Below are 13,733 nucleotides of genomic sequence, written 5' to 3'. Positions count from 1 at the left end.
GGGCCACCCCGTTTTCGTTGCTGCGATGTGGGCGGGCGCTGCGGGATCAGCCGCCGCGCTGGTACTTGAAGCGCTTCTTGCGCCGGTAGGGATAGACATCCTCGAACACCCCCACCTTGATGTTGCTCTGCAGCATCTTCCAGTAGTTGGCGTCGAACATCTCCTTGTGCAGTTGCAGCATGATCTCGCGCACCTGTGGCTTTTGCAGCAGGAAGGTGGCGAACTCCTCGGGGAAGATGTCGTTGGGGGCCACCGAGTACCAGGGCTCGGCGCTCCACTCATCCTCGGGGTAGCGAGGCGGCGGGATCTGGCGGAAGTTGCACTCCGTCATGTAGCAGATCTCGTCGTAGTCGTAGAAGACCACCCGGCCGTGGCGGGTGACGCCAAAGTTCTTGAACAGCATGTCCCCCGGGAAGATGTTGGCCGCCGCCAGCTGCTTGATGGCGTTGCCGTACTCCTCCAGCGCGAGGCGGGTCTGCTGCTCGTCCGCCTTGTCCAGATAGAGGTTGAGGGGGATCATCTTGCGCTCGGTGTAGAGGTGCTTGATCACCAGCTTGTCGTCGCTGATGGTGAGCGCCGACGGTGCCACCGTCTTGAGCTCGGCAAGCAGCTCGGGCGAGATGCGATCGAGGGGAAACTCGAAGTTGGTGAACTCCTGGGTATCGGCCATGCGGCCAACCCGGTCGTGCTGTTTAACCAGCCGGTATTTTGCCTTTACCTGCTCGTGGCTCACATCCTTCGGGGGAGTGAACTCGTCTTTTATCACCTTGAACACCACATCGTAGGAGGGGAGGGTGAACACGCTCATCACCATCCCCTTGATGCCCGGCGCGATGATGAACTGATCCCGACTCTGGGCCAGATGGTGGCGGTAGTGGCGATAGAGCTCGGTCTTGCCATGCTTCTGGCAGCCGATGGCGTTGTAGATCTCGTAATCGGGCTTGTGGGGCATGATCTGGCGCAGGAAGGCGACAAACAGCGCCGGTTCGCGGGCATAGACCATAAAGTAGGCGCGGGCGAAACCAAACACGATGGAGGCGAGATCCGGCTCGAAGATCACCGTGTCCACATAGATGCTGTGGCCGGTGCTGAGCAGGGGCAGGATAAAGGGGAAGACCTGATCTTTTACCCGGATCAGCCCCACCAGATAGGCCCCTTTGTTGCGGTAGAACACCTCTTTGAGCAGCTCGATGGCAAACGGCTCATCATGGAGTATTTGTGGGCCGTTCTCCGCAAGATGGCGGTGGATGTCGACAATATCCCGTTGCTTGTCCTCGTAGGGAAGGGTGAAGCTGTAATCCCCCAAAAGCTGGCTCAAGGTCTGCGGCAGGTGGGCGAGATCGGTGCGATAGATGCGCAGCAGGGCGCTCAGGTCCGGTTTTTCGCCACGGCTGACAAAGGGGTGGATATAGAGGTTCTCGTCGCGGATATTGCGATGGCGAAAGATCCGCCGATAGACGGAGTTGAAGAAGGACTCCGCCACCTCGAAGTTGTCACAACGGGGCAGCAGATCGCTGAAGGCGCTCTTGACCCGCTTGAGCAGCTCCTGGGTGGCGTGGTGCTCCCCCATCATCTGACGGATGGAGCTGGCGGTGGCCCCCACATGGTGGTCATAGAGGCGAATACGCTCGCGCCCGGCGAGCTGCACCCCCAGCCAGTCACTGTTCTCGAAGCGGCTCTTGCTGCCCTGGGTTATCTCGAGAAACCGGCTGTAAAACGACTCGAAGCGTTGCAAGATAGTCTCGGCGACGGCCTGTTCCAATGGCTGCTGCATCTCTCTCTTCCTTGTGATCTGTCGGGCCGATAGCGCGAAGGATTGGGTGTAATTTGTTCACACGTCTGGCCACTATCGCAACATTCAAACGTCTGTTCAAGTGGCAATTTTCGGGGATAAACGGTAGATTGCGCCCCTGTTTTGGTGATGGTTTAGCGACTGTTTGCTGTCTGTTTGAGAGGCCGTCCGGCCTGTGAGGAAACCTGATGAAGCTCTATTTTGTCCTGGTGGCACCTGCCCGTCCTGCGAACGTGGGGGCGGCGGCCCGCGCCATGAAAACCATGGGATTCGATGCCATGCGACTGGTGGCGAGCCGGGTACACGAAGAGGAGGAGGCGAGCTGGGTGGCCCACGGCGCCCAGGAGATCCTGACCCAGGCCGAGGCGTTTGACACCCTGTCCGAGGCGCTGGCGGACATGGATCTGGTGATCGCCACCACTGCCCGTGAGCGCGGTCGCTACCAGCACTACCTCACCCCGGGGGAGATCCGCGAGCAGATCCGCAGCAAGCCTTCACTCAACAAGGTGGCCATCGTGTTTGGCTGCGAGGAGTCGGGGCTTTCCAACGAGCAGCTGGCCGAGGTCGATCTCATCAGCTATCTGCCCCTCAAGGTGAGCTACCCGTCCCTCAATCTGGGGCAGGCGATCATGCTCTACGCCTACGAGATGAGTCAGCTGATGGATGAGCTGAACGCCGACGGCGGCGCTGCGGTAGCAGAAAATTTTGATAACGCCGGGCAGGTTCGGGTGCTGAAAAGCAAAACAGCAGAATTACTTGGTGAACTCGGAGTTTCGCAGGATGAAAAACTGCATCAATGGGTGATGGACCGGGTGCCCATGCTGCCGCAGCGGGATTTGAACATGCTCCACCTGCTCTGCAAAGACCTTGCGCGCAAACTTGGCAAAGAGGTTTAAGTTGACAGCCCAGCGCCCGCCGCGGTATTGCTAAAAGCCAGCTTCGTCAACGAGTGTTCGTCATGCAGTTATTCATCAACGTCATCACCACCACCATTATTACCGGTACCACCACAGGTGGCACTGGGGCCGGTTGATGCGCTGACGAACAAGCACAGAAATCAGAAAAGGCCCGTACCCACCCAGTACGGGCCTTTTTGTTGGATTGGTTTTTAGATTGAATTTCATAGATTTACAGGGAGAGAAAGCGATGAGAGTGTTGAAATTTGGCGGGTCTTCACTGGCCGATGCAGAGCGTTTTTTACGGGTGGCCGATATCGCGGTCAACACCCACGGCCAATCTCAGGTAGCCCTGGTGCTCTCTGCACCTGCCAAGGTGACCAATCATCTGGTGGCGCTGGTGGAACAGACCAGCCGCGGCATGGATGCCAGTTCCACCCTGTTTGAAGTCAACGGTATCTTCTCCCGCCTGCTGGCCGGGTTGAAGGCGGCCTATCCGGCGCTCGATGACAAGGCGCTGTTGGCCCGTCTCACCGCCGAGCTGGATCAGGTTGAGCGCCTGATGCAGGGCATCCGTCTGCTGGGCCTCTGCCCGGACAACGTGCAGGCACGCATTCTGAGCCGTGGCGAGAACCTCTCCATCGCCTTTATGCACGAGCTGCTGCGGGTGCGCGGTCTGGATCTGGAGCTGATCGTGCCGGAAGAGTTGCTGGTGACCGATGGCGGCTATCTGGAAGCCCATGTCGATATCGAAGCCTCCCGCCTGCGCTTTGCCGCCAAGGGGCTGCGTAGCGACTGCCTCTACCTGATGCCGGGCTTTACCGGTGGCAGCGACAAGGGCGAGACCGTGCTGCTGGGCCGTAACGGCTCCGACTACAGCGCCGCCGTGCTGGCCGCCTGTGTCGATGCCGAGTGCTGCGAGATCTGGACCGATGTCGAAGGCTGCTACAGCTGTGACCCCCGTCTGGTGCCGGATGCCTACCTGCTGAAAACCCTCTCCTACAAGGAGGCGATGGAGCTCTCCTACTTCGGCGCCAAGGTGCTGCACCCGAAAACCATCGCGCCGGTGGCCCAGTTCCACATTCCCTGCCTCATCAAGAACAGCTTCAACCCGCAGGGGCCGGGCACCCTGATCGGCCCCGAGAGCGGCGACGATGACCTGAAAGTGAAGGCCATCTCCGACTTGTCCGGCATGTGCATGTTCAACGTCTCCGGTCCCGGCATGAAGGGGATGGTCGGCATGGCCGGTCGCATCTTCTCCGCCGTCTCCCGCGCCGGGGTCAGCATTGTGCTGATCACCCAGTCATCTTCCGAGTACAGCGTCAGCTTCTGTATCCACAGCTACGACAGCGAGAAGACCCGCAAGGTGCTGGAGCGCGAGTTCGAGCTGGAATTCAAAAACCAGCTGCTGGAGCCGCTGGATATCATCAGCGATCTGGCGATCATCTCCCTCATCGGTGACGGCATGCGCACTAGCAAGGGGATGGCGGCCCGCTTCTTCACCTCGCTGGCGCAAGCCTCCATCAATATCGTCGCCATTGCGCAGGGGTCGAGCGAGCGCTCCATCTCGGCGGTGGTACGGGATCGCAAGGTGGCGGAAGCCATCAAGGCGTGTCACCAGAACTTCTTTGGCAGCCAGCAGTTTATCGATCTGTTTGTGGTCGGGGTCGGTGGCGTCGGTGCCGCGCTGGTGGATCAGATTGCCCGCCAGCAACCGGTACTGGCCGAGCAAGGCACTGGCCTGCGTGTGGTCGGCATCGCCAACAGTCGCCAGATGGCGGTCAACAAGGATGGCCTGAACCTCGCCAACTGGCGCGAACAGCTGGCGGAAGCCCGCGACAGCTTCTCGCTGGAAGGGGTGAAAAAGCTGGTGGAAGATAGCCACATCATCAACCCGGTGATCGTCGACTGCACTTCCTCCGAGGCGGTGGCCGTCCAGTATGCCGACTTCCTCGCCGCCGGTTTCCATGTGGTCACCCCGAACAAGAAGGCCAACACCGGTTCGCTCGATTACTACAAGGCGCTGCGCCGCACCGCCCGCCAGACTCGCCGCAAGTTCCTCTATGAAACCAACGTGGGGGCTGGTCTGCCGGTTATCGAGAACCTGCAGAACCTCATCAAGGCTGGTGACAAGCTGCGTGCCTTCGACGGCATTCTGTCCGGTTCACTCTCCTTTATCTTCGGCAAGCTGGATGAAGGGATGGCCTTCTCTGAAGCCACCAAGATTGCCCGCAGTAACGGCTTTACCGAGCCGGATCCCCGCGACGATCTCAACGGCATGGATGTGGCGCGCAAGCTGCTCATTCTGGCTCGCGAAGCCGGCATGGCGCTGGAGCTCTCCGATGTCGAAGTCGAACAGGCGCTGCCACCCGGCTTTGATGTGAGTGGCGATGTGGAAGCCTTTATGGCCCGCCTGCCGGAGGCGGACAGCTGGTTCCGCGACCAGTTCGCCGCGGCCCAGCGTGAAGGCAAGGTGCTGCGCTATGTGGGTTCCATCGAGGGTGGCAAGTGCAAGGTCGCCATCAAGGCGGTCGGTGGCGACGAGCCGCTGTTCAAGGTCAAAGACGGGGAGAACGCGCTCGCCTTCTTCTCCACCTACTACCAGCCGATCCCGCTGGTGCTGCGCGGCTATGGCGCCGGTACCGAAGTGACTGCCGCTGGCGTCTTTGCCGACGTGCTGCGCACCCAGAACTGGAAGCAGGAGCTGTAAGCATGAGTTCAGACATGTACCCCTCTTATATAACGGAAGGCGCCATGGGTAATGACAGAAGTGTGGTTGCCTACGCCCCCGCCTCCAGCGCCAACCTGAGCGTGGGATTCGATGTACTGGGGGCGGCGCTCGCCCCCGTGGATGGCTCTCTGCTCGGCGATCGGGTGCAGGTAAAATCGGCTGACGTGCCTTTTGCGCTTTCATCCGTGGGCCGCTACGCCCACAAGCTGCCGGACGATCCGAAAAAGAATATCCTCCATGACTGCTGGGTCGCCTATGGCGAGGCGCTGGAGAAGCGGGGCCTTAAACTCAAGCCCCTCGAAATGGTGCTGGAGAAGAACCTGCCGGTGGGCTCGGGTCTGGGTTCCAGCGCATGCAGCGTGGTGGCGGCCCTTGAAGGACTCAACGCCTTCCACGGCGAGCCGCTTGATGAGCACGACATGCTGCTGCTGATGGGGGAGATGGAGGGCAAGATCTCCGGCTCCGTTCACTACGACAACGTGGCCCCCTGTTATCTCGGCGGCATGCAGCTGGTGCTGGAAGAGCACGGCGTTATCAGTCAGGGCATTCCGGTGTTCGATCAGTGGTACTGGGTGGTCTGCTATCCGGGTACCGTGGTTTCGACCGCCGCCGCCCGCGCCATTCTGCCGGCCCAATATCGCCGTCAGGATTGCCTCACCTATGGCCGCCGCTTGGCTGCCTTTGTCCACGCCAGCTACACCGGGCAGGAGGGGCTGGCGGCGAGCGTACTGAAAGACGTGATTGCCGAGCCCTACCGCGCGGCGCTGATCGAAGGCTTTGCCGAGGTGCGGGCGCAGGCGGCCCAGAACGGGGCGCTGGCTACCGGCATCTCCGGCTCCGGTCCCACCGTGTTTGTGGTGATGAAGGATCTGGCGCAGGCCGAGCGGATGAAGGATTGGATGGAAGCACATTTTGTGCAGAACGAAGATGGATTTGCCCGGGTCTGCAAACTGGACATGGCCGGGGCACGGGTAACAGGAAGCGAGCTATGAATCTCTACAACATCAAGGACAACAGCGAACAGGTGAGCTTCGCGCAGGCGGTGCGTCAGGGCTTGGGTCGCGAACAGGGGCTCTTCTTCCCCGAACAACTCGAACCGCTCGCCGATGTGGATGCCCTGCTGGATCTGCCGCTGGCCGAACGCTCCGCCCGCATCATCAGCCACCTGCTGGGGGACGAAGTGCCCGCCGCGAAAGTGAGCGAGCTAATCAATGCCGCCTTCACCTTCCCGGCGCCGCTGGTGAAACTCAAGGATGGCACCTATGCCCTCGAGCTGTTCCACGGCCCGACCCTGGCGTTCAAGGACTTCGGCGGCCGCTTTATGGCCCAGTGCCTCGCGGCCTTTAGAACCAACGACAAAATCACTATCCTCACCGCCACCTCCGGCGACACCGGTGCCGCCGTGGCCCACGCCTTCTACGGGCTGGAGGGGATCGAGGTGGTGATCCTCTACCCGAAGGGCAAGATAAGCCCCTTGCAGGAGAAGCTCTTCTGCACCCTCGGCGGCAATATCCGCACCATCGCCATCGACGGCGACTTCGATGCCTGTCAGGCGCTGGTAAAACAGGCCTTTGACGACGAGGCGCTGAAAAAGGCCATTGGCCTCAACTCCGCCAACTCCATCAATATCAGCCGTCTGCTGGCGCAGGTTTGCTACTACTTCGAGGCGGTGGCCCAGTTGCCGAAAGCTGACCGCTCGAAGGCGGTGATCAGCGTGCCGTCCGGCAACTTTGGCAACCTCACCGCAGGTCTCATCGCCAAGGCGCTGGGGCTGCCGGTGAAGCGCTTTATCGCTGCCACCAACGCCAACGACACTGTGCCGCGCTACCTCAAAACCGGTCAGTGGGAGCCGTACCAGACAGTGGCAACCCTGTCGAACGCCATGGATGTCAGCCGCCCCAACAACTGGCCACGGGTAGAAGAGCTGTGCCGTCGCAAGGGTTGGGCGCTGGAGACCCTGGGTTCTGGTATGCGTGACGACGCCCAGACCCGCGCTGCCCTTAAACGCCTGCACCAGCAGGATTATCTGTGCGAGCCCCACGGCGCCATTGCCTGGGATCTGCTGGGGGAACAGCTGGCCGAGGATGAAGTGGGGGTGTTCCTCTGCACCGCCCATCCCGCCAAGTTCAAGGAGTCGGTGGATGAGATCCTGCATCTCGATGTGCCGCTGCCCGGCCCGCTCGCCAAACACGCCGAGCTGCCGCTGCTCTCCGTTAATTTGCCAGCGGAGTTTGCCCGGTTAAGGGCGTTTTTGGTTGAGTAAGACTGGTTAAGCAAGATAGCCGGGTGTTGAATAGCAGCCATAAAAAATCCCCCGATATCGGGGGATTTTTGTTTTTCTGGATTGGGACAGGTGGCTCAAGTTCGAGCTGCTGTTTGCGTCCCACTCTTTCGAGTTTCTTGCTGGGTTTTGGATTGAACGGCAATATTGATTGGATAGGAACTAAATTATGAGTCAGCTGTGGAATGTCTCGCTCAGAAAAGTAAGGTTTTCATATTATCCTCATAAGGCGGCTGGATTTCTAAGCATTATATCGCCACAATCTGTTCCCACTCATGCTAGATAAGGCTGAGTTAAATAAGTTCTCATGTGTATACCTATAAAAATCAAATGAACATGCACTTATTGGATAATCTCTAAAAATAGACATTCCGGAACCTAGCCTAATAGTAAAAGCATCAAACTGGATATATCGATCATGAGCCTTTCTCTTAAAAATTTCTTCATCACATGAATTAATCTCAAGTAATGATATTGATTTCTTGTAAAATGCCTTTTTTGAAAGAGTGCGATCTATATAGGTAGTTATTGTATTATATATATCACTAAACTTATTCCCTCCAACTGAATATATGGTTATTGCGAATGTCCCATCACATTGGCTCAGAAGTTCAATGAATTTTTCTATGGCAGGCTTCTTTTTTGGTAGGTCGCGTTCAAAGTTTTCAAACAAATATCTATCAATAACAGTTATTTTTTTTGTGTTTCTGGCTATTGGTGCAAATCTCTCGTTCCATACCACATTAATGTCATCTCCTTCTGGGATTCCTTGGTGGGATAAGGAGCGAGACTTTTCAAAATATTGTGACTCATTCAGGTTATTAATGTTAACAATTTCCACAAATTCATTAACAGTGTGTCTTCCATTATTTAGTTCTAATTTGTTGAGTTCCAGTTGATTAATAACTATAGTTGGTATCATTAATGTTTTTAAATAATCCATACAGCCTTGAGCATCGGCAAAGCCTGATACAGGCTTATATTCTTTTAACATGTTTTTTTGTAGAAAATATGTGAATGCTGTTTTCCATTGAGCACTTAACTTAGGATCAATGTAGTCAAGCCATTCTTTGTATGATTCAATTTCTCCTTCCGGGGAAATTAAACACCCATAGTTTTGCCAAGTTTCAATTATAGAATGACTTACAATGGATACATTCAATGAATCACAGGTTAAAAAGGTATGGCTGAAATGAAAGTCATTTATCATGATTATTTACCAAATTGCTCAACCAATCGCTCTTCAAAGAATCCATCAGGCCAGTGGACAAGGAAATCTCCATCGCTGTCCATTTTTAACTCTGTGACTCTAGCTCCTGACTTATCACAGTTAACATAGGAAACAATAACTGATTCATTATTTATTTCATTGCTCTTATTTCTTATCCTTCGTTGAAGGCGAAGCAATAGTGCCTCACTGTGAGTCTCAATTATCCATTGATTTTTATTTTTTATTGATTCAATAAATAGATCTGCCAAATGAGCTTGTAATCGTGGATGTAGATGGATTTCGGGTTGTTCAACGCAAATGGTGGCGTTTTTATTTACTACCGATTCTATTATTATAGGTAAAACCTGTCCAATCCCAAAGCCTACATCAGCAGGGGTTACAATCGTTTCAGTACGTCGATCAATCAGCTGTATTGATAGTATTCTGCCTGTGACAGAATTACCTATTTCTTCGACACTTAACGTGTAAGGTATTTCAAACTTATCGAACCAGAAATTTATTTTTTCTATTAAATAACCATTGTCTGAACTTAATTTCAAAGCAATGTTTTTTTCTCCGTCATTAATACTGCTATAAAATCTTTTCGGGGGACTTCTTAGAGGACCTAGATATTTTATATCATCAAGTTTAAATTTACTCTCTGAAAATATCTGGCTAAATATATAGTTAAGGTGCTCTCCACCATCTTGGAAAATTGAGTAAATTGGTAAGTTTATATCAGGAGATAGATTCAAATCCTCAGATAGAGCTCTTATTAGTTGGCTTTCTGATATGCTGCTATTAGTTTTGCTTATTCTAGAGTAAATGAATTTCCTTAATTTATCCTGACCATCGTTGTCGATGTAAAATGTAGATTCACGTTCTAAACCGAATCGCTTTTCCTTTCTGTTTTTTATGATGAAACTTACTAGTTCATGTTGACTTCGGTTCTGGCAACAAGAAAATGATAATGAGCTCAAATAATCAATGCTGCGATTTTTATCCTCGTAAGAAGAGTAAGTTAAATCTAATTTTCTTATGTCATGATTTCCAAAGATGGGTTTGTTAGATGTCTTTAAAATATGTTCTTGAGCATCGATTGTACTATTGTATTCAATGGTTACATGAATGTCTTTATCTAAATCATGTTTATGTACTACAGTGCTGTATGAACCTAGGTCAAGATTGTCACTTGAAAATACAGGGGCTGCATGTAAAGTTCTACTTTTTAATGTTTCTCTTGTTAGCATTAGCATCTGAATAATTGAGCTTTTACCTGAAGAGTTTGGTCCATAGAGTAGAGTTATTGGGGCTAGATTTATTTTCTGCTCATCTTTAAATGATTTGAAATTTTCTATAGTGATGCTTTTAAACATATTTAACGACCAAGGCTAAGTTATTGTATTTATAGATATGAATGGGGTTTTTTGTACGAAATTTAAAATATTTATATTTAAATCTCATATGTCGGGCTTCGCTGCGATCAACGCCAACCTACGAATGGCATCAATCACAGTTCAAAGTCCACGCTACCGCCCGTGGATTACAGCTTCCAAAATGCTCCATTAACCAGCGAGGGCAGCAGCCCATCACAGATGAATAGGCACCGGATGGCTATGTTAAGCCAATCGAATCTGGCCATACCAGTCAAAAAGTGACGTAAGTGTCAGTAATGACTGATTTTTTGCGCTGGCTCAACAAATCGAACTGAGTGGGCACCGGATTCCCATGGCCCTTGATTTTATTGGGGTTGGCGGATGTGGCGGGAAGGTAGGGGGCGGGCTTGCTGTTGGAGAAGGCCTTGCGGGGACAATCCTGCATGGGCAATCGGCGCTATAGTGCGGGCGCTGGTTGCCCTGTGCCCCGTCTCCCAAGCTGGCGAGGCGGGGGATCTGCGGCAACAATCAGCTGTTGCAATCACAGCCATTTGCAACACATCGTCATGCAAATATGACCATGCAAACACATCACCAGATAGAGAGGTTATCTCCCATGAAGCGTACCATCCTGTTCGGCCTGCTCTGCGGCAGCGTGCTGCTGGCCAATCCGGTCTTTGCCAACGACGCAGCCCAGTTGCAGTGCGAGGCGCAGGCCGCGGCCAAAAAGCTTAACGGCGCCGCCAAGACCAGCTTTGTCGGCAAGTGCGTGAAAGATGCCGCTGGCGCCGCAACCGGCGAGTGCGAGAAGGCGGCGGCCGACAAGAAACTGGCCGGAGCGGCCAAGAACAGCTTTATCCAGAAGTGCGTGAAGACGGGCGCGGCGGTGGATCCGGCGGCCAAGTGCGAAAAGGCGGCGGCCGACAAGAAGCTGGCTGGCGCTGCCAAGAACAGCTTTGTCCAGAAGTGCGTGAAGGATAGCGCCGCCAAGTAAGGCATCTTCTCATCCGGTGTGTTTGCGGGGGCCATCAGGCCCCCGCGCTTTTGGGCGCACTGATGGCGCAACGCACAAACCTTGTATCGGGGCGGCAATAGCGACACTATTGACTCCTTTTTGGGTTCCGCAGTGGCGCAACCATGACCTGCCGTGACCGGACGAGGGGTTGGCGAGCTGCATTTGTGCGGAATTATGCGGGATAAAAAGGAGCAGAGCAGGATGATGGAAGTGACGGCGTGGCGTTGGCTCAATGAACCGGCCGAGTGGCACCAGACAGACGACGGTTTGCAGGTAGTCACGGACCAGCAGACCGATTTTTGGCGCAGTACCTGGTATGGCTTCGAGCGCCACAGCGGCCATCTCTATGGTTGCGAGGTGGCGGGGGAGTTTACCTTTCAGGTCTGCGTCGAGGGGGAGTTCACCACCCTCTACGATCAGGCGGGGCTGATGCTGCTACTAGACGAGGCGCACTGGCTGAAAGCGGGGATCGAGTACAACGATGCCCAGCCGATGATCGGCAGCGTGCTGACCAATCCGCGATCTGATTGGGCCACCGGTATTTTCAGCGGTAATCCGCGCCGCTTCTGGCTGCGGCTGACCCGGCTGGCCGATTGCCTGCGTTTGCAATACTCCACCGATGGCAAGGTGTGGCCGCTGCTGCGTCTAGCCCCGTTTCCGCCAAGCGAAAGTTGCTTTATCGGGGTGATGTGCTGCACACCGGAGCGGCAGGGGCTGGCGGTGCACTTCTCTGATTTGCGCCTCACGCCGCCCCTTGGCAAGGCGCTCCATGATTTGAGCTAGGCCAGCGGTTTTGCCTGCGACATTGAGCCAATAAAAAAGCGCCCGCAGGCGCTTTTTCCATTTGGCTGTTAGAGCCTCAATTAGCTGATCAGGCTGGCCCACAGGTCATATTCGTCGGATTCGTCGATCCGCACCTTGACCATGTCCCCCGGCTTGAGGCCGGTTTCGCCGTTGAGGTAGACCAGACCGTCGATCTCCGGCGCATCGGCGAAGGAGCGGCCAGTGGCACCCTCTTCATCCACCTCGTCGATGATGACGGTCATCTCCTGACCCACTTTGCGGGCCAGTTTGCGGATGGAGACCTGCTGTTGCAGCTCCATAAAGCGCTGGAAGCGCTCTTCCTGAATCTCTTCCGGTACCGGATCCGGCAGCTCGTTGGCCAGCGCCCCTTCGACCGGGCTGTATTTGAAGCAGCCGACGCGATCCAGCTCTGCCTTGTCGATAAAGTCCAGCAACATCTGGAAATCTTCCTCGGTCTCGCCCGGGAAGCCGACGATAAAGGTGGAGCGCAGGGTGATCTGCGGGCAGATCTCGCGCCACTTCTGGATCCGCTCCAGGGTGCGCTCAACCGTACCCGGACGCTTCATCAGTTTGAGGATACGCGGGCTGGCGTGCTGCAGCGGGATGTCGAGGTAGGGCAGGATCTTGCCATCGCGCATCAGCGGGATGACGTCATCTACGTGCGGGTAGGGGTAGACGTAGTGCAGACGTACCCAGATATCGAGCTTGGCCAGCTCTTCGCACAGGGCAACCATGCTGGTCTTGACCGGCATGCCGTCGTAGAAACCGGTGCGGTGCTTCACATCGACGCCGTAGGCGGAGGTGTCCTGGGAGATCACCAGCAGCTCCTTCACGCCCGCCTCTTTCAGGCGCTTGGCTTCGGCCAGCACGTCGCCGATGGGGCGGCTCACCAGATCCCCACGCATGGAGGGGATGATGCAGAAGGTGCAGCGGTGGTTGCAGCCCTCGGAAATCTTCAGATAGGCGTAGTGGCGCGGGGTCAGCTTGACGCCGTGGGCCGGTACCAGACTGGTGAAGGGGTTGTGCTGCGGCTTCTCCACATATTTGTGGACGTGGCCCAGTACCTCTTCATAGGCGTGGGGGCCGGTGATCTCGAGCACCTTGGGGTGGATCTCGCGGATCTGATTCTCTTTGGCGCCGAGGCAACCGGTGACGATCACCTTGCCGTTCTCAGCCAGCGCTTCGCCGATCGCTTCCAGCGACTCTTGCACCGCGCTGTCGATAAAGCCGCAGGTGTTGACGACGACCAGCTCGGCATCGTCATAGCTGGGCACCACATCGTACCCTTCGGTACGCAGCTGGGTCAGGATGCGTTCTGAATCGACCAGGTTTTTGGGGCAACCCAAGGAGACGAATCCTACTTTGGGGGCCTGTTTTGTGTTGGACATCGCTCAATCACTCTTAGGTGGCTCTTCTTTAAGGGCGCGGATTTTACCGGAATGGTTAACCAAAAACTATACAGCCAGCATGGCAGAACCGAACAATATCTCCGACCAGGCAAGATTGGGCCGCACCAGCAGCCGGTGATGGCGCGCCCTTGGTAGGGCTATTGCCTCTGCCGTGCGGGCTTGTTGTGGGGATGCTGCTTTGTTGATTTTTCTGTCAATTTTGCTGCTGTGGCGGGGAGA

10 protein-coding genes are annotated in these 13,733 nt (G+C 55.1%); 6 read left to right on the top strand and 4 right to left on the bottom strand.

Features of this window, described 5'->3' with window-relative positions:
* Window positions 1-46 precede the first annotated feature (46 nt).
* Entirely contained in the window at window positions 47-1,774 is a 1,728-nt protein-coding gene (gene aceK / locus WBR25_RS14460; protein ID WP_101531469.1) for a bifunctional isocitrate dehydrogenase kinase/phosphatase, read from the bottom strand.
* Between the two features lie 206 nt (window positions 1,775-1,980).
* Between aceK and WBR25_RS14455 the strand changes: the two genes are divergently transcribed.
* From WBR25_RS14455 to thrC, 4 genes are all read left to right on the top strand, one after another.
* Window positions 1,981-2,688, top strand: a complete 708-nt coding sequence (locus WBR25_RS14455; RefSeq protein WP_371177553.1) for a tRNA/rRNA methyltransferase — start codon at window positions 1,981-1,983, stop codon at window positions 2,686-2,688.
* A 250-nt stretch (window positions 2,689-2,938) separates the two neighbouring features.
* The gene (gene thrA / locus WBR25_RS14450) at window positions 2,939-5,398 is read left to right on the top strand and encodes a bifunctional aspartate kinase/homoserine dehydrogenase I (protein WP_479748399.1); all 2,460 of its coding nucleotides are present in this window, start codon (window positions 2,939-2,941) and stop codon (window positions 5,396-5,398) included.
* A 2-nt stretch (window positions 5,399-5,400) separates the two neighbouring features.
* Window positions 5,401-6,411, top strand: a complete 1,011-nt coding sequence (gene thrB / locus WBR25_RS14445; protein ID WP_479748397.1) for a homoserine kinase — start codon at window positions 5,401-5,403, stop codon at window positions 6,409-6,411.
* Window positions 6,408-7,682 (top strand): threonine synthase, encoded by a 1,275-nt coding sequence (thrC, locus tag WBR25_RS14440; protein WP_479748396.1) that lies wholly within the window; start codon window positions 6,408-6,410, stop codon window positions 7,680-7,682. Before thrB ends, thrC begins: the two co-directional genes overlap by 4 nt.
* 259 nt (window positions 7,683-7,941) lie before the next feature.
* Here the strand turns inward: thrC and WBR25_RS14435 are convergent, their stop codons facing one another.
* Both WBR25_RS14435 and WBR25_RS14430 read right to left on the bottom strand, forming a co-directional pair.
* Entirely contained in the window at window positions 7,942-8,910 is a 969-nt protein-coding gene (locus tag WBR25_RS14435) for a hypothetical protein (protein WP_479748395.1), read from the bottom strand.
* A gap of 2 nt (window positions 8,911-8,912) precedes the next feature.
* Window positions 8,913-10,286, bottom strand: coding sequence for a DUF3696 domain-containing protein (locus WBR25_RS14430; protein WP_479748394.1), 1,374 nt, complete (start codon window positions 10,284-10,286; stop codon window positions 8,913-8,915).
* A gap of 616 nt (window positions 10,287-10,902) precedes the next feature.
* On the opposite strand from WBR25_RS14430, the gene WBR25_RS14425 reads away from it, so the two are divergent.
* Both WBR25_RS14425 and WBR25_RS14420 read left to right on the top strand, forming a co-directional pair.
* Window positions 10,903-11,280 carry a hypothetical protein gene (locus WBR25_RS14425; RefSeq protein ID WP_005338113.1) on the top strand — a complete coding sequence of 126 codons (378 nt, stop codon included), beginning with the start codon at window positions 10,903-10,905 and terminating at the stop codon, window positions 11,278-11,280.
* Window positions 11,281-11,502: 222 nt separating this feature from the next.
* Window positions 11,503-12,084 (top strand): DUF1349 domain-containing protein, encoded by a 582-nt coding sequence (locus tag WBR25_RS14420; RefSeq protein WP_479748393.1) that lies wholly within the window; start codon window positions 11,503-11,505, stop codon window positions 12,082-12,084.
* Between the two features lie 80 nt (window positions 12,085-12,164).
* On the opposite strand, the gene rimO is transcribed toward WBR25_RS14420, so the two are convergent.
* Window positions 12,165-13,493 carry a 30S ribosomal protein S12 methylthiotransferase RimO gene (rimO, locus tag WBR25_RS14415; protein ID WP_069527475.1) on the bottom strand — a complete coding sequence of 443 codons (1,329 nt, stop codon included), beginning with the start codon at window positions 13,491-13,493 and terminating at the stop codon, window positions 12,165-12,167.
* Window positions 13,494-13,733: the final 240 nt, after the last annotated feature.

This window comes from Aeromonas sp. MTB (genome assembly GCF_056632455.1).
Note: the sequence above shows the minus strand (reverse complement) of the source record. Positions and strands in the feature narration are given on the sequence as shown.